The 22,354-nt window shown below is 36.3% G+C and carries 19 protein-coding genes, 1 tRNA gene and 1 pseudogene; 4 read left to right on the forward strand and 17 right to left on the reverse strand.

The window, feature by feature from the left end; genetic code table 11:
* Positions 1-172 precede the first annotated feature (172 nt).
* Positions 173-784 (reverse strand): dihydrofolate reductase family protein, encoded by a 612-nt coding sequence (locus LEP1GSC059_RS11880; RefSeq protein ID WP_017215840.1) that lies wholly within the window; start codon positions 782-784, stop codon positions 173-175.
* Between the two features lie 226 nt (positions 785-1,010).
* Between LEP1GSC059_RS11880 and LEP1GSC059_RS24225 the strand changes: the two genes are divergently transcribed.
* A complete protein-coding gene (locus LEP1GSC059_RS24225; protein WP_235592116.1) occupies positions 1,011-1,451 on the forward strand; it encodes a hypothetical protein in 441 nt (146 codons plus the stop codon).
* Positions 1,452-2,226: 775 nt separating this feature from the next.
* Here the strand turns inward: LEP1GSC059_RS24225 and LEP1GSC059_RS11890 are convergent.
* The 15 genes and pseudogenes from LEP1GSC059_RS11890 to LEP1GSC059_RS11960 form a co-directional block, all read right to left on the reverse strand.
* Entirely contained in the window at positions 2,227-2,820 is a 594-nt protein-coding gene (locus LEP1GSC059_RS11890) for an imm11 family protein (protein WP_036027211.1), read from the reverse strand.
* A 351-nt stretch (positions 2,821-3,171) separates the two neighbouring features.
* On the reverse strand, positions 3,172-4,377 hold the full coding sequence (locus LEP1GSC059_RS11895) for a bifunctional 3,4-dihydroxy-2-butanone-4-phosphate synthase/GTP cyclohydrolase II (RefSeq protein ID WP_017215842.1): 1,206 nt from the start codon (positions 4,375-4,377) through the stop codon (positions 3,172-3,174).
* Positions 4,378-5,054: 677 nt separating this feature from the next.
* The gene (locus LEP1GSC059_RS11900; RefSeq protein ID WP_002180286.1) at positions 5,055-5,657 is read right to left on the reverse strand and encodes a riboflavin synthase; all 603 of its coding nucleotides are present in this window, start codon (positions 5,655-5,657) and stop codon (positions 5,055-5,057) included.
* Positions 5,642-7,039 carry a bifunctional diaminohydroxyphosphoribosylaminopyrimidine deaminase/5-amino-6-(5-phosphoribosylamino)uracil reductase RibD gene (locus LEP1GSC059_RS11905; protein ID WP_002180332.1) on the reverse strand — a complete coding sequence of 466 codons (1,398 nt, stop codon included), beginning with the start codon at positions 7,037-7,039 and terminating at the stop codon, positions 5,642-5,644. Before LEP1GSC059_RS11905 ends, LEP1GSC059_RS11900 begins: the two co-directional genes overlap by 16 nt.
* Positions 7,039-7,977, reverse strand: coding sequence for a protein translocase subunit SecF (gene secF / locus LEP1GSC059_RS11910; RefSeq protein WP_002180328.1), 939 nt, complete (start codon positions 7,975-7,977; stop codon positions 7,039-7,041). Before secF ends, LEP1GSC059_RS11905 begins: the two co-directional genes overlap by 1 nt.
* 4 nt (positions 7,978-7,981) lie before the next feature.
* On the reverse strand, positions 7,982-9,910 hold the full coding sequence (gene secD, locus LEP1GSC059_RS11915) for a protein translocase subunit SecD (RefSeq protein WP_002180314.1): 1,929 nt from the start codon (positions 9,908-9,910) through the stop codon (positions 7,982-7,984).
* Between the two features lie 9 nt (positions 9,911-9,919).
* Positions 9,920-10,666, reverse strand: coding sequence for an SRP-less Sec system protein (locus tag LEP1GSC059_RS11920; protein WP_020980805.1), 747 nt, complete (start codon positions 10,664-10,666; stop codon positions 9,920-9,922).
* Positions 10,663-10,989, reverse strand: a complete 327-nt coding sequence (gene yajC, locus LEP1GSC059_RS11925) for a preprotein translocase subunit YajC (RefSeq protein WP_002180319.1) — start codon at positions 10,987-10,989, stop codon at positions 10,663-10,665. The genes LEP1GSC059_RS11920 and yajC overlap by 4 nt, the downstream gene beginning before the upstream one ends.
* Positions 10,990-11,044: 55 nt before the next feature.
* Positions 11,045-12,055: an anthranilate phosphoribosyltransferase gene (gene trpD, locus LEP1GSC059_RS11930; protein WP_020980853.1), complete on the reverse strand. Its 1,011-nt coding sequence runs from the start codon at positions 12,053-12,055 to the stop codon at positions 11,045-11,047.
* Complete coding sequence (gene pgsA / locus LEP1GSC059_RS11935; protein WP_002180350.1) at positions 12,030-12,767, reverse strand: CDP-diacylglycerol--glycerol-3-phosphate 3-phosphatidyltransferase; 738 nt, start codon at positions 12,765-12,767, stop codon at positions 12,030-12,032. Before pgsA ends, trpD begins: the two co-directional genes overlap by 26 nt.
* A pseudogene (rimO, locus tag LEP1GSC059_RS24230) lies at positions 12,764-14,078 on the reverse strand (30S ribosomal protein S12 methylthiotransferase RimO). Before rimO ends, pgsA begins: the two are co-directional and overlap by 4 nt.
* A gap of 8 nt (positions 14,079-14,086) precedes the next feature.
* Positions 14,087-15,202, reverse strand: coding sequence for a helix-turn-helix domain-containing protein (locus LEP1GSC059_RS11945; protein ID WP_002180291.1), 1,116 nt, complete (start codon positions 15,200-15,202; stop codon positions 14,087-14,089).
* 20 nt (positions 15,203-15,222) lie between these two features.
* Positions 15,223-15,933, reverse strand: coding sequence for a LolA family protein (locus LEP1GSC059_RS11950; RefSeq protein ID WP_002180318.1), 711 nt, complete (start codon positions 15,931-15,933; stop codon positions 15,223-15,225).
* 476 nt (positions 15,934-16,409) lie between these two features.
* Positions 16,410-17,579, reverse strand: coding sequence for a DUF1577 domain-containing protein (locus LEP1GSC059_RS11955; RefSeq protein ID WP_002180336.1), 1,170 nt, complete (start codon positions 17,577-17,579; stop codon positions 16,410-16,412).
* 1,367 nt (positions 17,580-18,946) lie between these two features.
* Positions 18,947-19,378, reverse strand: coding sequence for an AAA family ATPase (locus LEP1GSC059_RS11960; protein WP_017215845.1), 432 nt, complete (start codon positions 19,376-19,378; stop codon positions 18,947-18,949).
* Between the two features lie 100 nt (positions 19,379-19,478).
* Here LEP1GSC059_RS11960 and LEP1GSC059_RS11965 point away from each other — a divergent pair, with 100 nt between their 5' ends.
* Positions 19,479-19,721, forward strand: coding sequence for a hypothetical protein (locus tag LEP1GSC059_RS11965; protein ID WP_002152925.1), 243 nt, complete (start codon positions 19,479-19,481; stop codon positions 19,719-19,721).
* A 15-nt stretch (positions 19,722-19,736) separates the two neighbouring features.
* On the opposite strand, the gene LEP1GSC059_RS11970 is transcribed toward LEP1GSC059_RS11965, so the two are convergent.
* Positions 19,737-19,809, reverse strand: a tRNA-Phe gene (locus LEP1GSC059_RS11970).
* Between the two features lie 87 nt (positions 19,810-19,896).
* Here LEP1GSC059_RS11970 and LEP1GSC059_RS11975 point away from each other — a divergent pair.
* Together LEP1GSC059_RS11975 and LEP1GSC059_RS11980 are read left to right on the forward strand one after the other, a co-directional pair.
* Positions 19,897-20,562, forward strand: a complete 666-nt coding sequence (locus LEP1GSC059_RS11975) for a protein-L-isoaspartate O-methyltransferase family protein (protein ID WP_017215846.1) — start codon at positions 19,897-19,899, stop codon at positions 20,560-20,562.
* Positions 20,563-20,648: 86 nt separating this feature from the next.
* Positions 20,649-22,349: an acyl-CoA dehydrogenase family protein gene (locus tag LEP1GSC059_RS11980; protein ID WP_002180330.1), complete on the forward strand. Its 1,701-nt coding sequence runs from the start codon at positions 20,649-20,651 to the stop codon at positions 22,347-22,349.
* Positions 22,350-22,354: the final 5 nt, after the last annotated feature.

Genomic DNA, 22,354 nt, shown 5'->3' on the forward strand with positions numbered 1-22,354 from the left:
AAAAATCGGCTCATCTTTGTTAATTATTTTCTATTTTTCCTCAATTTGATTCCTTCAACAAAGACTCTTCCATTTATGTTTCTTATTGATGAGTTCTCTTATAATTGAATGTATCGATTTTATCAACAGAGATAGCCTTTACATTCTATTATAATTTTATATTTTAAACCACCTAACTCATATTTGACGTATATTTTTTGTAATGAAGAGCTACTACACCGGATTGAAGAGTTTCCGAACCAAGAAAGTCAAGCCTAAGCGTTTCCTGCAGCTTCATGGTATCAAATAACCGCGGTCCTTTTCCGGCAACAACCGGATGAACCACGAAACGATACTCGTCAATTAAATGGCGTTCCGAAAGTTGGGACGCAATACTCAAACTGCCCACGCAAATGTCTTTTCCAGGTTGCTGCTTCAATGCGAGCACCTCTTCCGCAAGGTCTGTATGCGCAAGTCTCGAGTTTGTTCCCTCAACATGTTTCAATGTGGTGGAGAAAATGATTTTTTCGAGCGAGTCGAACACTCGAGCGAACTCATTGATTGCCTTTGGCATCGATTGATCTTTAGCGACATCGGGCCAAAATGGCACCATCAGTTGATACGTGATCCGACCGTAGAGGAGGAGACTCGCACTATGCAGTAGGCGAGTGAAGTATCTGTGCAACTCCTCATCTGCAATCATGTCCGTGTGGCTGCAATATCCATCAGTGGTAATATTGATTGCGAAAACAATTTTTCTCATAAACCCGTTTATATAGCGTTCTCTGAAAAGTTCAAGCACCATTAATCGGCTTTTTATTTATCAGCACGGGCTGGGATGGCCGCCTAAGTACTAATTCACGAAAGTTGCATAATTTACAATCGTCAAACTAACATGAATTCAGATAGAAATTTATCTAATATTTTATTAAAATATCAATATACCTTTAATTGCTAATGTATTTCTGAGGGATCTCACGAAAAATTATACAAAAGGGAATCATCATCGTGTTTTGAACGAACTAAATTATTTGAAAGATAAAGGTTATATCGATGGTCATTTAATAAGTAGATTAGGGTTCCCGTCATTAATTCAAAATATTTCCTTGACGCATGTTAATTTAGTTCATGAAATTTTGGAGAAGAGAAAATTCAATTGTAATTTAATACGATCTCAAAACAGCAAATCACTTTTTGATGCAAAAAATAAAATGAAAACATATTCCCGTTGTCGAATTTGTGGGTTTAACGCTGGATATTTTCCTTGGGGCGCAGATGGGAAATCTCCGGATTTCACATATTGTTCTTGTTGTGGATGCGAATTTGGATATCAAGACAGCTCACTTGCAGGAATAAGAAACTGGCGAAAAGAATGGGAACGGAGTGGATACGCCTGGAAAGAACCGGACCAAAGACCGGAGAACTGGGATCTTGAGCAACAACTAGCATCAATCGCAAATGAATTTCTTTGAATCATCACACTGCAACTTCCAAAAGTATCGTATCAATGATGTAATGTTATAATATTAACCTAATAGTCATTAGAATAAATAAGGGTTTTCTGTATGATTAAAAAGATTTTATATCCTTCATAATTATCAATTGATTGGTCCTGGGATGAGACCAATCTCTTCTCAAGTCGTTGGTAACACTATTTGCTTTATTTAGCAGAACTTGCTTCAAAAACCATAAAAAAATCTCTATAAAATAGTTTTTTATGAGAACAGCAAAACGACAAGTTAATCCAAAAATTTGATTGGGCAATTATTGTTTTTAGATTTTGAACTTGTCCCAAAAGCTTATAATCAACCCTCTTTGAATCCCTAACAAAAAGTGTTAGTTCCCACAGAAACCACCATATTTACTATTTTTTAATATTATAGTTACTGTATGAGTTCCCACATTTTTGTAAAATGAAAACATATCGTTTATAGGTTCACTCGGCAATTTTTGGAATAGACTCTTTATAGAAATTTCGTAAATAATGTAAGTCCGACGAGAAAAAATTCTTTAAAAGTATAAATTCCCTACAATTTTAAAATTGGTTCGTAAGATCGAAATTTGCGGTAGTTCCCACATTTTAAGTCACATTATAAATTTTTAAACATTAGAGTTGTTGAAAAATTAATTCTCCATCTGTTTCGGTTTTATGGAAACGGTAATTAAAACAGTTTTGTTAATCGTCGCTATGGAATTTTTCAACAACTCTATTTACTTAATCGTAAACTCAAATGAGCATTTCAAATTCTATAACTGGATCCAATTTTTCGGTTCGACAAAAGCGAACGAATTAATCCCCGCTGCATGGATCGCATTTTTGATACGTTCGTGTACTAATACGGTCATTACGTTCTCCTCTAACCGAAAAATAAGAGGAAGGTTCTGTATTTTATTCTCATTCACTGCAAAACCTCGGATACTCGAATCACTGGAATAGTTTCCATCATAACTTTCTATATTAGATTTTTTTAAATCAATAACAGATGCCTTAGTCGTAATATTAAAGGCATAATGTTTGAGCCGTGTACCGGAATCCGTGTATATTAAAACAACTTCGTAAAGATCTAAATTATTCACCCCGTTGTCTTGTAAAATTTTAGCGAGTCTTGGAGATAAGAGACTGATCGAGCCGTCAAAAAAATCGGGAGGTGGTCCATCATAATCAAAACGCGGAGAAACGGGAATTTCTATAGGAACTGTTATGTCAGTATCAAAACGCTTTCCCATATGCCAGTTTATTGACTCCGGTCTTTTAACAAGCTCCTCGTGAATTTCCAAAAATGGACCGTCGTCGTCATCTTCAATGGATGGATTGGTTAAGTAATCAATTACGTAATACAACATCATATCTTGAGCAATTTGAAATTTAAAAAACGACTAAGGTCAAGTTTTTTTCAGGATACCTTTAATTGTGCCTTCCCAAGGTTCTGTGTCTACAGATGTGAAAAAGACAACAATCAGCATGGCGTTATCTGGGCTATTTAAGCGCAAGTGGTTTTGGATTTATACCGCTCGATTGTAATGGTTCACTATACCATACTGATTCAGTTCATCATTCGAGAACGATTCGGGAAAACCACACGATTTGCCCAGGTTTGATTACGTTAAGTAAATAAGGACAAACATACTCTTAAAACAAAGGCCGATAATCAGTCTTCTAAAAATGAAAGAACCAAAATCAAAAAACTAAATTCAGCCAAGACCTAACATATGGCCAAGCTTTAATTTTTTAGTCATTAGATAACCATGGTTGTCGGAACCAGGTTGAATTTCGATCGGAACTCTTTCCACCACTTCTAATCCGTAACCGTCTAAACCTACAATTTTACGAGGATTATTCGTTAAAATCTTCATCTTACCTACGCCTATTTCTCTCAAAATTTGGGCTCCGATTCCATAATCTCTAAGATCCGGTGCAAAACCTAGTTTTTCGTTGGCCTCAACCGTATCATATCCTTTATCTTGAATATTATAAGCTTTTAATTTATTGATCAGACCGATTCCTCTTCCTTCCTGCCTCATATAAAGAAGAACACCCTTTCCTTCTTTAGAAATCATTTCTAAAGCAGAATGAAGCTGAGGTCCACAATCGCAACGGTTACTTGAAAAAATATCTCCAGTCAAACACTCGCTATGCACCCGGACCATTGTAGTTTCTTCTTTTTTAATATCTCCTTTAATCAAGGCAACGTGAATCTTATCGTCTATTAGAGTAGAATACGCTCGGATCGTAAATTCTCCATATTCAGTAGGTAATTTAGATTCCACTTCTAAACGAATTAAATTTTCTTTGGCTCTTCGATAACGGATCAAATCTTCGATTGTATAAATATTCAGTCCGTGTTTCTTTGCAAATTTTTCCAAATCAGGAAGACGGGCCATAGTCCCATCGTCGTTCATAATTTCGCAAATAACACCCGCAGGATACAGACCTGCAAGTTTTGAAAGATCTACCGCCGCTTCGGTATGTCCCGCCCTTCTTAAAACCCCGCCTGGTACCGCTTGGAGAGGAAATAAATGACCAGGACGCATCAAATCGGCTGAAACGGTTTTATCATCTAAAAGAACTTGAACCGTAATCGCTCTATCCTGTGCAGAAATTCCAGTGGTAGTTCCATGTTTGGCATCCACTGAAACGGTAAACGCAGTTCCATGTTTATCTCCTAGGGAGTAATCGTCTACCATCCGATTCAGTCCTAATTTTTTAAGACGTTCGACTTCCATAGGTATACAAATTAAACCGCGCCCAAAAGCGGCCATAAAGTTGATTTTTTCCTTATCCGCAAATTCGGCCCCAACTACAAGGTCCCCCTCGTTTTCTCGATCTTCCGAATCCACCAGTATAATCATTTTACCGGATTTAATTTCTTCGATTGCATTTTCAATGGGTTGAATCATAGATTTATTCTTACCATCTCTTCTATTGGACTAAAATTTGGCTACAGAAACTTAAATATTAAGTTTATCATTCTCTTTTCAAAAACAATATAACGTTTAGACTTTATTTTCATAAAAACAAAATTTCTAAATTCGAGTTTTTACAACACAAAAACTTTTAAACATAGAAAGGAGACGTAATTTGTAAGAATGATTGTATTTTTATGAACCCTAAATAACCTCCGAAAAACATTTTTAAGACAAGTTCAGTCCAAAAATCACTTTTCTAAAGTAGTAATTTATCCGTAAAATTGAGATTACTTCCAACAAAACTACACTTTTACAGAACACAAACGGAAATTTATAATTTTCTAAAATTCTAAATTTGAATACGTACAATATTATCCCAAAAAATTAACAATAAAATTTCTCTCAGAAAAGGTTAGATTTAATTTGTGGAACGCCTGTGCATCTTTGTAAAATGACTATTTATTTTTGGTATTATTTTTACTCGTTCGAGTAAGTAACGCGAGTTCGGAGTAAGGAATTCATTTTTCTGAAAAGAATTGGGGCTGAATTTTACCGATCGATTCGTAAAATGTAAAAACTCATACAAAAAGTAAATAGAGTTGTTTAAAAATTTGTAATGTGACTTAACTACCGCAAAACTTCAATTTTACGGATAAACTCTAAAAAAATTACTTAAACTTAAGTAATTGCTCCAAATAACGAGCCACAAGATCTATCTCTAAATTTAGAACCGTGTCAGAATTCCAATATTTAGCGTTCGTTTTTTTGAGAGTTTCCGGAATCAAAATCAGATCAAATGTATCGGAACGAGAATCAACTACGGTCAACGAAATTCCATCCACTGTAATACTTCCTCTCGGAGCGATGTATTTCGAAAGAGAAGAATCATTTCTAACCGTATAACAAATTACATTTCCGCTTTCTCTTTCTTCTTTGTTTAGAATTTTTCCGACCCCATCCACATGGCCACTTACTAAATGCCCCCCTAAACGAGTTGAAGGAAGTGCGCTTCTCTCTAAATTTACTTCTTCCCCTTTTTTAAGAAATTTGAAATTAGTAAGTTCTAATGTTTTAAAACTGGCATAAAAACGAAAACGATTCCCTTCCTCATAAAACTCAGTAACAGTTTGACAACAACCATTCACCGCAATCGAATCACCTAACTTAAGATCAGGGAGAATCCATTTAGTCTCGATTAAAAAACCTCTTCCTTCGGTTGTTTCCTGAATTTCAAAAATCCTTCCAGTAGTTTCGACTAAACCGGTAAACATCCGTGCACCTCCCAAATGTCTTTTCCGACATTCGTTTTCCAAATTAAGGTTTCAGAATTCGTAATCAACTTGGGTTTTATACCTTCCGGTATGGTAAAAGTAGATTGAATTTTCAAAATTAAATCGTCATCTCTCATTTTAGAAGAAAAAATTTCATACATCAGATTTCCACCTTCTACCAGCATAAGATTGACTCCTATTAAAGATAAAACGTTCAGACATTCCTCTGCCATAGTTTCCGGATCAAATGTATAAATTTCGTTCTCCGTTAAAGACTCAAGCAATTCCATGATTTTTTTGCTGAACGATTCGTTTCGTTTCAAAAAAAAGAGACATTTTTTAGAATCGTTTTTTGTATTGATTCTTCTTTGTTTTTCGATCCAAGCTTCTGGTATATTTTTTTCTTCGAATATAATAAAAACACGATATGGTTGATAACTTTCTTGATTTCTACGATGAATTTCCGAAATTTCCGGATTAAAACCATATTTTAAAATATTTTTTAAAAATCGGGAAGTTCTTCCCTGATTTGAAATATTCGTAATTTTTGAACTGAATTCCAAATCCTCAATCTTATCTACTTTATCAAAATAAGGCCCGTACTCAAACTTTAAAACTCCTGTCCGTTCCAAATCAACTCCCGTTTCAAACGAGCGACTTATCTCAAACCCATTGTTTTCCCCAAAAATGTTTTCCTGAATAGTTCCCAAATCGGTAGACCAATTACCCCCAATCCTAAAATCTAAACCAGGTAGGTCTTGGAACAAAGTCCTGGGCCCAATAAGCACTGCGTCACATTTTGCTCGCAAAATAGAAGTTAGGCGATCTGATAAATTTCCAGAAAGTCGAACTGTAGCTTTATCCTTGGTGGTAAAAAAACCTTCTTTAGAAACTGCCGATTTGATAATCATAGAAGGTTTTTGTTTTTCGATTCTAGAAATAAATCCAAATAAACTTTCTTCCGCAATTTCTTTTAAACTAAAATCTGAAACCACTTGAATTCCAGCGTTTCTACAAATTTCCAAACCATCGCTTTTACGAACGAGAGGATTTGAATCTTTTAAACCGTAGTAGAGCGTTTTTGGTTTATGTTCCAAAATTAAATCTAAACAAGGAGGGGTTTTACCCTGATGTGTGCAAGGTTCAAGGGTCACCCACACGTTATGTGGCTTTGATAAATACCCATTCTTTACAAATTCATAATATGCATTTCTTTCCGCGTGTGGTCCACCGGTAGGCGAAGTTCTGCCTTTGGCAAATATTCTTTTGTTTTCAACATCCGTAATAAGGCAAGAGACAGGCGGGTTTGGGGAACTTTCCCCCATAGATAAAAAGGAAAGTTTACGCAATTCCTCCCGAAATTTTTCCGGGAGGGAAGTCATCAGCCACGAGCCTTTCGTATAACTTGGTCATAAATATCTACAAGAGGAGCCGCGATAAAAATAGAAGAATACGTTCCGATAATAATTCCAAAGGTGAGAACATAAGCGAAATCAAATAGTTCGGTTGCTCCTCCAATGATAATCGCTATGATGGAAATCAAAGTCGCAAAAGAAGTGTTAAACGTTCTTCCCAGAGTTTGATTGATTGCCGAATTAATCGTCTGTCCAAAAGTTTGATTCAAATTTCCAGCGGCATTTTCCCGGATTCTATCAAATACTACAATCGTATCGTTAATAGAGTATCCGAGTAACGTTAATAAGGCGGCTATGATTGGAACACTCGGTTTAATTTGAAAAAATCCTATAAACGCAACAGTCAAAATGAGATCGTGCGTCAAAGCCAAAATCGCTCCCAAAGCAAACTTAAATTGAAATCGAAAACTGATATAGGCAAGTATGATCGCCATCGTAAGCCCTAACAAAGTGGTTCCAGTAGAGGAAAGTTCTCCTCCTACGATGGCACCTACCTGGTTAGCGCTGAGTATTCTATTCTTATCAATTCTAAAATCTGCGATCAAAATCGAAATCAAAGCGTCGATTCCGGAAAGTTCCACCTTATCCGTAGGTTTTAATCCGTTCTTTTCTCTGTATTTTAGTAAAATTGAATCTACGGAACCTAAACCTATATCGATTTGATAATGATTTTTTTCCTTATCCAAAAGTAGAAGTACTGCCTCGATCTTATTTTCCGCAAAGTAGTTTTCCAACTTTTTACGGTCCGTATTTTGATCAAACTCGACTACAGCTCTAAGGCCTCCGTTAAAATCCAAGGAGTTGGCAAAACCTCCATGAACCGTATACGTATAAGCAAAACCGAATACGATCAGAGCCAGAGAAATACAAATCGAAACATATTTATATTTTATAAAATCAAACATTCTTTTAGGACTCCAATTTTTTAAAGCCGAGTTGGAGTTTCTGAACTCCTAAACGATTGACCAAAAGATCCATCACCAAACGACTTAAGAACAAGGATGTAAAAAGAGAAGTGACAATTCCCCAACACAGAGTAATCGCAAATCCTTTGATAGGACCGTTTCCAAGACGAATCATCAAAATCCCAGAGATCAAAGTAGTTACGTTACTATCTATGATCGTCCAAAACGCGTTGTCAAATCCCTGCGCCACCGCGACAGTTGCGGACTTACCCGCACGTAATTCTTCTTTGATCCTTTCATAGATAATCACGTTAGCGTCCACCGCCATACCTACAGTCAAAATGATTCCTGCAAAACCTGGCAAGGTCAAAGTAAATCCCATCAAAGAAAGAAGCGCACTCAAGATCACAATGTTCGCAAAAAGTGCGATGTTCGCTACCACACCGGAAAGACGATAAATTAAAATCATATAGAACATGACTAAAACAAATCCGATCAGAACCGCCTTCATTCCCACTTCGATAGACTCAATCCCAAGAGTAGGTCCGATAAATCTCATTTCTAAAACTCTCAAAGGAATTGGAAGCGCACCTTCGCTGATCACGTTCGCAAGATCAACGGCTTCCTCTTTTGTAAAAGAACCGTCTATTTGAGCCACACCTCCAGCGATCGCACTTCGGATCGTTGGAGCAGATACTACCTTATCTCCCCAAACAATAGCTAAATTTCTACCTTTGTTTTGGGAAGTGATCTCAAAGAATTTTTCAGCCCCGCTGCTAGTCAAAGTAAAAGAAACGATATATCCAAAAGAATTATTTTCAAAAGAAGGTCTTGCGTCTCTCATATCCCTTCCGTCCAAAGCGATCGCTTTTTCTAAAACGACAAACTTTCGAGGAAGTAAAGGAGAGTTTTGATGATTTCCCCTGGCCCAATATGCAAAAACTCTGTATTTGTCTCTAGGAATTTTATACTTTTCTTCTAAACCTTGCAGAAACTTATCCTGTTCGGCTTTTCCAAGTTTTTGTTTTATAATATTCTGATATTCTACTATATCCGTTTCTTCCCTTCTTTTCAATTCGAGAAGCCTATTTTCTTCCTGTTGAATGATAGTAGCATATGTCAAACCGTTTCCAGCAGAGTTTTCCGGTTCTTCCAAACGATACTCCACGGTTTCAGTATTTTGAATGATTTCCAAAATTTGGGAAGAATTGGTTACACCCGGAAGTGAAACCTCGATGGAATCCTGATCCTTTTGAATTCGAACCTGAGGTTCGGTCAAGTTTTGGCTCGTTAAACGATTGTCTATGATCAGTTTCGCTTTTTCTAATTCTAAAAGTTTGCGACTCGGAGAAAGTTCAAAGTAACTTTCAATTTCACTCAAACGATCCTGGGCTTTTTTCTTTTCCTTTTCGTCTGTAGAAGGGTCCGCTACAGTTTTGTTTAAATTTTCAATTTCTTTAATATAACTTTCTCGTAATTTAGAAGAGTAGTCTTCAAAATCTCCTTTCATCGCAACTCTCATTCCACCCTGCAAGTCCAGACCTAATTTGATCGTTAAAGGACGTCCCTTTGTGATCCACTCTTCTACTAAGGTAGGTCGAAGTTTGTTCTTGGCTTCTAAAATCAGTTCTGGATTTTCCTGAGAGATTTGGTTGATCTTTGCCGAAGTGATAAATCTTCCTTTAACCAAAAGGAAAGATTCATCCTTAAGTTCGGAAGGAGAAGGAGAAATGATCCAATCGGATTGTTTATATTCTCGGTTCCAACGTTCTTCAAAACGGGAAAGGATTGCTTTTTTTTGTTCCGGAGGAATAGAAATAAATTCTTTTCTGATCGCAAGTTCCAACTCCCTAGTCGCAAAGTTGGGATAAAGTATCACTGTGGCCGCCAAAATAATTAAAAGCGGCAAAAAAATCCATGTCGCAGACTTCAAAGGAAACTCCTAATCTCTTCTCATTTTATTGATCGTAACCGGGGATTTGCGGCTGGAACTTCCGCGAGACTTACCCGCTTTCAATCGATATAAAGCAAATAATAAAATAAATACAACTATGATGATAGGCTTTTTATACTCAGAAATAAACCCGGTAAAAGAACCTGATTTTTGTACTTCCTGAATTTTCTTTTTGTTCTCTTCTTTTTTTTTGTCTTCGCCTAACTTGAGTATTTCGGAAAGCCCACTCCCAAAAGAAGAACCACTTTGTTCCGATTTTTGAGAAACAGTATAACCAGGCAAATTGTTAGGATGAATTTGAACTTCTTCATTAACCCAATACGGTTTTGGTAAATCTTTAGAATCTATTTTAGAAGCGTTTGCACGTTGTTCATCTACATTTCCAGATTCAATCACCTGTGTATTGGAAGAACCTGAATTCAAATTAGAATTATTATTTCCAGAAGAAGTTTCGTTATTGTTTGGTATTACATTTTTCTTTTGGGTTTCTTCCAAATTGTTTGGAACGAAAGAATGAGATTTTTTAGATCTTTTCTTTTTAGATCTTTTCTTTTCCTTTTTTTTAGGAGTGGAAGTCCCCGAAGAAACGCCAGACGTATTAGAAGATTTTTTACTAACTGTCTTTTTAGGTTCCGTGACCTTTTCTAAAAAGTCGATCTCTTCCCCATCCTGAGAAAATAACGCCAAATTCCCTAAAAATAAAAAGATTAGAATTAAGACCGAAATTTTTTTCATTTGTCCGTTTGTTGTTTCTTTTTTAGAACCGTACTCGCGGTAAAAGATACGTTGGTATCTTTAGCGATGTTCAGAACGACTACTTCGTTATTGTCTTTGATCTCTACAACCTTTCCGTGAATTCCAGAAGAAGTGACTACCTCGTCTCCTTTTTTCAAACTATCTATCATTTCCTTACGTTTTTTTTCTTCGTTCCTTTGAGGACGAATGACCAGGAAATACATGATCACAAGCATGATAGGGATGAGAAGCAAAGTAGAAAAAGGAGATTTGTCCCCTTCTCCGGCGGCCTGAGCCAACTGTAGTAAAATATCAAATGTCATCGTTTACTTTCCTGTTCGGTTCTTTTCGTCAAATTCTTACCAGTATTTTTCTCGTTTACTCTTTGGAAATTAAATCTTCGAAATACTTTTTTGTTTTTCCGGAAAGAATGGCTTCTTTGGCGATCTGATACCCTTGTTCGATCGTTTCTACCTTTCCCATTACAAAAAGTCCTGCTCCTGCATTTAACGCCACCGCGTGTGTTCCCGCAATCGGTTCCGAATTCAAAACCTTTCTCGCCAAAATTTCTGCGTGATCGCTGGAAGAAGCATATACCTCTTCCTTGTTTAAAGAAGAAAGTCCTAAAACCTTAGGATCAAACGAATGACGACTAATTACACCATTTTCTAAAAAAGTATAATCTGTAGTCTGAAAGATTGAAAATTCATCCAGCCCATCCCTCGAATGACACACCAAAGCCCTTTTCAAACCCAGTGATTGTAATACTTTGATGAACAGTTCCATCAATTCCGGTTGATACACTCCTATAATTTGAAACTGAGGAGAAAACGGATTGGAAAGTGGACCGATCATATTGAATACGGTTCTAAATCCAAGTTCTTTCCGAACCGGACCGGCGTATTTCATAGAAGGATGCCACATAGGAGCGAATAAAAATGTAAATCCTCTATTTACAAGATGAGCTTCCACTTCTTCTTGAGTCGTCTCAGTTTGATACCCTAACCGAGTCAATATATCGCTAGAACCTGTATGAGAAGAAACGGATCTATTTCCGTGTTTAGCCACCTTGACTCCTAAAGAAGCCAAAACGATCGCAGAAAGAGTGCTGATATTGATCGTACCTTGTCCGTCCCCCCCGGTTCCACAAGTATCCAATAGATCAAATGGAAAAACGGTTTTAGGTCGGAGTGCGTTTTTACGAAGTGCCAAAGTACAGCCTAACACCTCTTCTACGGACTCCCCGTTGGAGCGCATTGAGGTCAAAAAAGAAGAAAGTAGAATTTCGGAAACCTCTCCTTTCATCACGTGGTTCATAAAAGATTCCGCTTCTAAAGCGGTTAAATGTTTGCGTCCAATAAGTTTAAGAACGACTGCTCTTGGTTCCATTTTTTTGAAACATCCTTTTGAGATTAGAAGGATAAAGAACTTTACTATTAGAAACTAAATAACGGATTCCGGAAATTACGGTGATCGCGGTAGTAATCAACATTCCCCAATAGGGAACAAACGTCCCTAAGCCGAAGATAAGTCCGGTATTTTGATCTATATTTCCAAAGAAACGAATCGCATTGTCGGTAGCAATTTCAAATACGGTAAGACCATTCGTCTTTCCAGTTGCGTATGTTTCGTTGATCAAAATCCTCTTCTTGCTAGAAATCAAAATAAAAAACACTAGGATCAAAACGATAGCTCCCATTTGAAAGACCGTCTTGACCTTTCCAAGCATTGTAGTACGGATCGATTGTCCTTGGCGAATCGCAAGATAACGAAGAGAAGTGATGAGCATATCTCTTCCGATGATTAAACAAACCATCCAAAATTCTATCTGTTCTTGTAAAAATATAAATGTGATAAAACAACCCGTAACGATGATCTTATCCGCGAGAGGATCTAAAAATTTACCAAACTCTGTTTCCTGGTTCCACTTTCGGGCCAAATAACCGTCTACCAAATCGGTCAGGGAAGCTGCAGAAAAAAGGATCAGAGCCGCAATGTGGTATTCCAATTCCTTTTGAAATAAAAACCATACAAAAAAAGGTACCGCCGCAACTCTTAACATCGTAAGAATATTAGGAATATTGAAAATAGCCTTGTTCATATCCAAGTTCCGTTCATGTCGTATTCGTAAAAGGAATCGATCCGCACCTTTCCGATTCGGCCTGGAATGAGAGAAACGTCGTCCACGTAAACTACTTCGTCCATTTCGGGAGCGTCTTGGAATCTACGAACCACTGCTTGTCCGTCTTCTACTCCATCCACAATTGCATCGTAGGTTCGACCGATTCTAGATTCGTGTATCTCTTCTAAGATTGCCAGATGAGAATCACGGATCAGATTGATTCGTTTCGATTTTTCCTTTTCGGAAACGGTTTGTTTGAGTTGGGCGCCTTTGGTTCCTTCTTGAGGAGAATAGGAAAATAAATTTACTTTTTCGGGTCTGGTATCTTCGATAAAACGTAAAACCTGATCCACGTCTTCGGGTTCTTCTCCCGGATAACCAATGATAAACGAAGTACGAATTTCCAAACCTGGTTTGACTTCCCTGGCAAGAGAAAATAGATCCTTGAAATAGGCACTTTCCCCGACTCGGTTCATTGACTTTAAAATTTTAGAAGATACGTGTTGTAGAGGAGATTCCAAATAAGGAGCAATCTTAGAAATTTCCCCCCATCAGACGAATCAACTTTTCGGTTTTTTTATCCGGATACAAATACAATAATCTTAGAATTTCGAGGGAATCGATCTCTACAACTTTACGAACCATATCCAAAAGTATTTCGGAGTCCTTTCCATAATAGACTGTATCTTGAGAAACCAAACAGATTTCCTTGGCGCCCGCAAGTATCGCACGATTTGTATCTCTCAAAATATCGTCTAACGGAGATTCTACGAATTTTCCTCGAAAAGAAGGAATGATACAAAAAGAACAACCTCGATTACAACCGTCCGAAACTTTTACATAGGCGTACGGTTTAGAATAGTTTTCAATTTTGGAAGATAATTTCCATCTTTCTAATAAACTATCGTTAAACTCCAATTGAGAAGGAGAAAGTTCCGGAAATTTTTCTCGTAGAATTTTTCCCGCTTGTGAGTATCTTCCCGTTCCAAAAAACAAATCCACTTCTGGAATTTCGGAACGAATATTATCCGGATAACGTTCTGCAAAACAACCAACTACGACTAACTTTTGGTGGTTTTGTTTTTTTACCTGGGCCGCCGAAAGAATGGTCTGGATCGTTTCTTCCGTAGCGGATTGAATGAAAGTACAAGTATTGATAAAATGAAAATCGGATTCTTCCGGAAGAGAGGCGGGAGTAAAACCTTCTTCCAAAAGAGAATGATGCATACTCATAGAGTCCGCAACATTTTTAGGACAACCGAGTGTGGTGATGTAGAACTTCTTCTCCAAAAAAAATCCTATTCTCCCAACTCCTTGATGATGGACTGTGTGCTATCATAAGGATTTTGAGTTTTTACAAAAATTTTCTTCACTAATTTACCAGGACGTCCCAAAGTGATTTTAGGTTTTCCGTTTTGAATCATCTCCACTGCAGAACCGTCCCCCACTTTTAGTTCCAAACGATCCTTGGCTTCTAAACTTCTGGTTTCTCCCGTTTGTACAAGACCTCGAAATCCCATCTGACCGTCTATAATGAATTCTGCATAACTAGGTTTGTTGAAAACTAGAGTCACTTGAATCGGAACGTCACCTAACGTTTTTGTGTTATCGACTGAGTTATTATTTTCCTGCTTTTGTTCTTCTTCACTCAACGTAACTAAAACTTTTGCGGAATTTTCAGTCACCGCCTGGGAGATGATTCTAACGTTTCGTCTAAGACTGGAAATTTCCGGAATTGTATAACTGAGTATTTTTTCTTGTCCTTCGCTCAAACGAAATTTATATACGGTAAGTTCCGGATAAACGTTAAACGCAAGTACTGCGGTGTTGACGGCGCCTCCTTTTTCTACGGAGTCTATAAAGAGTTTACACTGTTGATTGCTTACCGAAAAACTAACTCCTTTATCCGGAGTAAGAATAAAAGATTCACTTCTGTTTTCCGGAATGGATCTGGAAAGAAAATCTATGTTTTCCGGGATGTCTAGTTTTTTACCGGATTCTTCCACTGAGTCTTCATCGGAAGAAGGGCCAATAAAACTATCAATGATAAGATACGCAGATATAAGAATGATCAATACAGATGCGATCGTAAAAATTTTGTTTTTATCTACGTTAATTTTTGTATAATACGAAGCGGTAGGACGAGTCAGTTCTTCAAGAGGCGCTTGGGATTCTTCTATCTTTTCTCCTCTATATAAATTGATCAACTGTCCTGTATCTAATTTCAGATAACCTCCATAGTTCTTCAAAAATCCCATGGTAAAAGTTTCTCCCGGAAACTGAGAATAGTCTTCGGTTTCTAAAGCCAGAATGTATTTTACGGAAATATTAGTTTCTCTAGCGACGTCCTTGACACTTAGTTTTTTTTCTTCTCTCGCCTCACGGAGAATCTGCCCAACTCTTTTTTGATTCAACGTTTCTCTCCTTTTCGGACCTATTGTTCCGACACAAGCGGGTTATTTATAATTTTTGCGTTTCCACCGATATGAAAGTTAAATTGTCCGTCTTCCAAATCCGGATTGATTTCTAAATTAGAGAATTCGATTGTAGTTTCTTTTCCTCTTCCGTCGCTTGCCACCGCTTTCTGAATAAAATACGTCTGTGCATCCACATAAAGTAACATCGTTTCAAAACCACCAATTTTTTCTCTTTGTTCTAAATTGAGCACAAAATATTTACGCCCGTCTTTAGAAGAGGTTTGGGGTTGTTCGATAGAATCGAACTTATAATGATATTTTCTAAAAATTCTAGAAAGACCTTCGTCCGTAAAATTGGAAAAAATTGGCCCGGATTTATTCGATTTATTTAATGTAAGATCCTGTTTACCTACCGCATTCAAACGAGCGATGTAAATATACAAAGTTTTTCCATCCGAAACGATTTCGTCTCCGGAAGGTTCGTTAAATTGATACCGGATTCTTCCACCTTTTTTATAAAGACAGACTCCTTTCATATTTTTGCTTTTTTTATTGGAAACCGTCTGAATTTGAAAATCGGCCTTATAGGAATTCAAATCGCTGAACTTCTTCTTTACCTGTTTGACTACTTCGGAAGGCGAATTCCAGTTATGCGCGGGTTGAGCCAATAGAAAGGATTCTAAGGCTAAAAATAGAATAAAAAGAGAAAGAATGATTGTTTTTTTCATGAGAAAGACCGGATCTCCCGGGATTTTTTTACTAAGATCAGATGCCTTGGAAACCTTGTCACTTTTTAAATTCTGAGAGACGAAGGCGGTACAAATTTTGGATCCAAGACAGTGACTAAAAGAGGATACACGACCCTATACAAAATTGTAAATCAATGTTTTAGAGAATAACACTCGATCCTACATCACGCCGATCCAAATTGTTTTTCGAAAAAAGACTCAAGCAGAGAACCCGGTTTACTGGCTCCAGGTTTCCGGTTCTGATCTATAAAGTGTATTTTTACCCGTGGATTTTACGGATTTAGGTTTAGTGCAGTAGTTCCCACATAATAAGTTTTATAGAATAGATTTGTGTTTTCCGATTGATTTTACAAAAGTAAAACTAAAAAAATGAAACTACAGCCTGATATAAGTTTGATTCAACCTTATATCTGAAAAAAGATTCAAAAATTATACTATACTTAAGTAAATAAAAATCAAATTGCGTGCGTCTTTAAGCCGGTAAATTTTCCCTGACCGATAAGTTCTACATTTCTATGAAACTTTTCTCTTTCTCCCGGAAAAGAAGACTTAGCAACCAGCTCCATTCCTAAAATCAAGTTACCTACCTCGTCGTAAGAAAACCAACGGATCGCTCCAAAAACTTTAAAATAACCTTGCATACGGATATAAATGTCGAATACAAATCCAGTGTGTTTAGGAAGGGTTTGGATTAGATGAGGTTCCGTGATCTTAATACAAATACCATTGTTGGAAATATCGATAATCGGAAATTTTTCAGTGGTTAAAACCGTGTTGGATTCCTTGATCCTAGCGACCATTTCTTTGGAAAGTTCGGCCAGCTTTTCGATGGTATTCTTACCGAGAGGTTTTTCTTTGTTTCGAACCCAGATATAACCGAGAGGAATGGATTGTCTAGAATGATTGATATAAATGATAGGATAAATAATTTCTGAAACTATTTTTTCGTCCTTATATTTCCTCATCAAAGAAGGAATTTCTTCGTGGATCTCGTCTTCCACATCCACTTGGTTTTCAAACTTAGATTTATAGGATTCTTCCAGAGAAGTGTTTTCAATGTGAATGTATTTTTTTGTTCGTTTGATCAATTCAAATTTTTCATCTTGATCCGATTTAAAAACGTCTATTTCAACTAAACCTAATTGATCCGGTTTTAATTTTGTTTTATAGTCTTCAAAACTTACCTTTACCAAGGTAGGAATGTTAAATAAAGACGCATCTATAACCGTTTTAGAAGAATTGATATTAGTTACGTGAGCCGCGTCCTCTGCAACTGAATAACGTGGAAAAGCACGATTGGATTTTGCAATGGATACTTTATTTACGACAAACTCTGCAACTCCTGGCCTAGTTTTTCTTATAAAACTACATTCTAATTGTACATACTTGGCGAGTATCCTATATAATAAGATCTCGTCGCTTTCTGAAAAATGAATTTCATCCGACAGACCTACGATGATTTTTTCTCCGGAATCTACGTATTTTTGAATTGTAACCGCTTCCCTATTTGGATCCCCTTTGATGCGTAAACTCTGATTGAGTAGATGTTTTTCGATAATATGTTTTCTTTGTTCCGGAGAATTGATAACATCTAAATCTCGCTCTTTCAATTTTATTCCACCCATCATCAAATCCTTAACTCAAAACAAAATATAAACGTCCTGCGTAGAATGAAATTGATCGCGAATTCGGTAAATATAAAATTTATCGCTTCAATTCTCAAATTATAGAATCGCCTTTTTGATGTGTATTAATTAGAATTTTTTAAAAACAACGTCTAAATTTAGTTTGAATTTCAAAATCCTACTTATGTCTACGTTATTCTATCTTATCCTTTAAAGACAAAAATTTAGGATCTACTTTCAAAACAGGCAAACTTTGTTTCGTTTTAAACTCTCTAAACCTAACGTAATTTTTACGCAAACATTTCAGCTTTTATAAATCTGGATTTTACAGATAAAATTCTAAAATGTGGGAACTATTACATTTTTTAACATCGTACAATAAGTCTTTCATAACCCAAGAGACAGTTTTTGTGGGAACTACTACAAAACTTAAAAATTACAGTTTTCTAACACTAACACCTCATTATAATGTTGAAAAATTCCATAGTGGCGATCAACAAAACTGCTTCAATCGACCGTTTCCATGAAACGAAAACTGATAGAGAATTAGTTTTTCAACAACTCTAATGTAGGAACTACTACATTTTGTTATAAACGATTTATTACTCAGATGCTGAACTTGTCTCAAAACTTAGAATCCTGCAAAAAAACAATTCCGAGTTAGATACAATTTTTTAAGAACTTCTACACCTTTGTAAAATCGACTGTTAATTTTTGGTATTATTTTCATACATCCGAGTAGTAACGTAATTACTTTTTGAGTTTTTAATACAATTTCTAAAGAAATGTTTCTACATTTACAAAAATAGAATTTTACGATTCATCTTCTATCTATTTAAAAACTCAAAAAATATTCCTACTTCTAATTTTATTCCTGCGAAAAATAAATTGAGAACTTGATCCAAACACTAAATATTAAAAAAACTTAATTATAAGAAATACTATAAAGAATCTATTTCAAAACCGAAAAAGAAATCTGTTACAAATCATTTCGTAAATTCATTATAAAATATAGTAGTTCCACAAACTAAGTCGTATTTGGCAATTTGCAAACTTTCGAGCAGTTCTAATGTTGTTCAATTTTCGCAGTAGTTCCCCACATTTTTTATGGAACTAAAGCGTCTCGCTTCTATGGGTGCTCGAAAAACTCAGCAAACACCTTCTTCTACGGATCGGTGTTTAGATTTTGGGACAAACTCTTAATAAAAACCGTCATACTTCGATTTGGCGAAAACTTTGATCGTATTCAGAATTATATATCGAGAATCTTTCTCACAAAAACACATTTGAATTAAAAATATCTAGTACTACCTTATATAACATATCAATAAAATTATAAAGTTCGAATTTAGTTAGAAGACCACTGTTTATTCCAAAAGACTTTCAGGCAAAAGGTGAACCTTATACTTTGAGGCCATTTTTTTTAAAGACTCATCATCGATAGAATGAACGTTTTTTCCGTTGTGATAATTCTCCACTGTAACTACAAAAATTATATATCCCAATTCGAATGCAATTTTAAAGTAAGGCTCCATCTCCCAAGAAAGTGTAAATGTATTGTCCAAAAAAATTTTAGAGGTTCCACGTTCTGCTTCTTTTCGAACACAGTCTTCGCAGTGTTTATATGCAAGATGATTTTTTTTATAATCAAAATTGTATTCTTGAGTTTTAGAATCCGTAAAATAGTCATCTATACTAAAAACCGGATACTTTCCATTTTCGGATAAAAGTTTAGAGAGCCTGCTTTTGCCCGCACCTGGCAAACCTCTCAAAAGAATCAGTGACTTTTCTTCATTCATTCTTTTACTTTACAAATACGTTGAATTTGATTAACCTATTAGAAACATCCAGCAAGAAATTCTTTCGTATTAAAAGAGCTGGAACACTAAAGGATTTAGAATGAAATATTTAGAAACGGAACAAGTTATTCCTTCCAAAGGAATGTCTTATACGATGTATGAAGTGGAAGGAGAAGATCAGATCCAAAAGATGATGACTTACATTCCCAACACGGACGAAATTCATATCTATCCAAAACCTCCAGTCAAAAAATTATATAAACCCGAACTCTGCAAGGTAATAGACGAAGTCGTTTTTTTGGAACTCTGGAAATTAGGGGAAGAAAGAAAGGTGGCTAAATAAAAAGGAAACGAGTTCTGGCCTCGGAGAGAATCGAACTCCCGACACAAGGATTTTCAGTCCTCTGCTCTACCGACTGAGCTACAAGGCCAAACTCAGGGACAGAATAGAAAAACGATCGACACTGTCAACGAAAAAGATCAAAGCCGCTCTTCCCAAACCTATTTAGGGAGACATTATGTTTTCTTCGTCTAAAGTCTGTAATCCGATTCTTCGCGAACAAGAAAGAAGAAGTATGGTCGATCTTCAAATCGTTTCTCGAGGAATTAGAGATAAAAACATTCTCTCCGCAATGCTTTCGATTCCAAGAGAATGTTTTGTTCCAGATTCTCATTTTTTACAAGCATACGAAGATAACCCCCTTCCAATCGGTTATAATCAGACTATCTCTCAACCGTTTATGGTAGCATGGATGTCTTTACTTCTTGAAATACAAAAAGGAGATCGTATCTTTGAAATCGGAACCGGCTCGGGTTATCAAAGTGCGGTTTTAATTTTTTTAGAAGCCACGTTATTCTCCGTTGAGTATTTTGATTCTCTTTCTAAAACCGCCATTCAAAATTTAGAACGCTGGAATCCGGGTTGCACTCAAACAAATCGTTTTATGACCGGAAGCGCGACTGAAATTCTAAAACCAGAACTTCAATTTGATAAAATGATTTCTTGCGCGGCGCTTCCGGATCTTCCAGACACAAAAAGTTCCTACTTTCAATCTCTGATACCGGGAGGAATTTTTATTTTCCCGATGGGAAAACAAGATCAGTCTTTGATCTTCGCAAAAAGAAATCTCAACGATTGGTCTTTTAAATCCAAGGGTGGGGTTCAATTTGTTCCACTACTTTAAGATTTTTTAATTCCTTTTTTAAAGATGTTTTCTATTTTGAAAAAAATCTACGACTTGAAATTCTATCTACTTCAGGATGAATCATTATGGATCTATTGAACCCTAAAAAAACCGAATTTAAACATCTGGATGAAAAATCTAGAAATATCATGAAACGTACCATCGCCTTTTTTGAAAAGAAAGGAAAAAATAAACTAAAAGAAGACGACAGAAATCAAACTTGGTATTCTGATTTTTTAGAATTTCAAAAGAGCGAAAAAATTTTCGCCACCTTGATGACTCCCGCCGGTTACGGAGAAAATGACTCCAGATGGGACACAACTCGAATCTGCGATTTTAACGAAATCGCAGGGTTTTACGGCCTTTGTTATTGGTATACTTGGCAGGTTTCTATGTTAGGACTTGGTCCGATCTGGAACAGTAAAAACGAAGAGATCAAACACAAAACCGCAAAATTATTGTTAGACGGTGAGATATTCGCCTTCGGTCTTTCCGAAAAAGAACACGGCGCAGATTTAATTTCCAGCGATATGTCCTTAGAAAACAAAGGTAACGGCAATTACATCGCCAACGGAAGAAAATACTATATCGGAAATTCCAATAAGGCAGCGATCGTTTCCACTTTTGGTAAGATGAAAGATACCGGAAATTACGTTTTTTTTGCAGTCAACTCCGGCCATAAAAATTACGAATTGATTCAGAACGTAGTCAACTCTCAGAGTTATGTGGGAGAATATGCTTTAAAAGATTATCCTATTTCCGAAAAAGAAATCCTTTCCAAAGACAGAGAAGCCTGGGACGCTTCTCTCAGTACAATCGCAATTTGTAAATACAATCTGGGCTGGGCCTCCATTGGAATTTGTACTCATTCTTTTTACGAAGCGCTCAATCACGCTTCTAAAAGAAAATTATTTAATCGTAATGTAACAGACTTTTCTCAAATTAAACAGATGTTCGTGGACGCCTATTGTAGACTTTTTTCCATGAAACTTTTTGCGGCAAGGGCTAAGGATTATATGAGATCAGCGTCAGCCACAGACAGACGTTATCTTCTATTCAACCCTATGGTAAAAATGAAAGTTACGATGCAAGGAGAAGAAGTAATCAATCTTCTTTGGGACGTGATCGCTGCAAAAGGTTTTGAAAAAAATATGTATTTTGAGATGGCGGCCAAGGATATTCGAGGACTTCCAAAATTGGAAGGTACCGCTCACGTAAACATGGCTTTGATCATTAAGTTCATGAATAATTATTTCTTCGAGCCAAATTCTTCCCTTCCAATAATTCCTAAAATCGATGATTTTAAAAACGACGATTTTCTTTTTAACCAAGGGACTACTTCTAAAGGTTTTGAAAAAATCACATTCAGAGATTATAATGAAGTGTATTCAAGTGTAGATCTTCCGAACGTTAACGTCTTTAAACAACAGATCTTCATTTTTAAAGAATTCTTAAAATCCACTCCTCCTGATTCTAAACAGTCCAAGGATTTGGACTTTATGCTAATTCTTGGAGAATTATTTACGTTAGTCGCTTATGGTCAACTTTTGATCGAAAACGCTGCAATTGAAAAAGTAGATAACGATCTTTTGGATCAAATTTTCGATTTTATGGTTCGTGATTTTTCCAAATACGCTCTTCAACTTTATTCTAAAAGAAGCAGCACGAAGGAACAAATGGAAAAATGTATGTCTATGATTTTTAAGCCAGTTGAAAACGAAGAACTTTTCAATCGTGTTTGTACAAAAGTCTATTCTTACAAAGACGCTTACGAAATGGCCCCCTAAAATTT

Source organism: Leptospira noguchii serovar Panama str. CZ214, assembly GCF_000306255.2.
GTDB lineage: Bacteria > Spirochaetota > Leptospiria > Leptospirales > Leptospiraceae > Leptospira > Leptospira noguchii.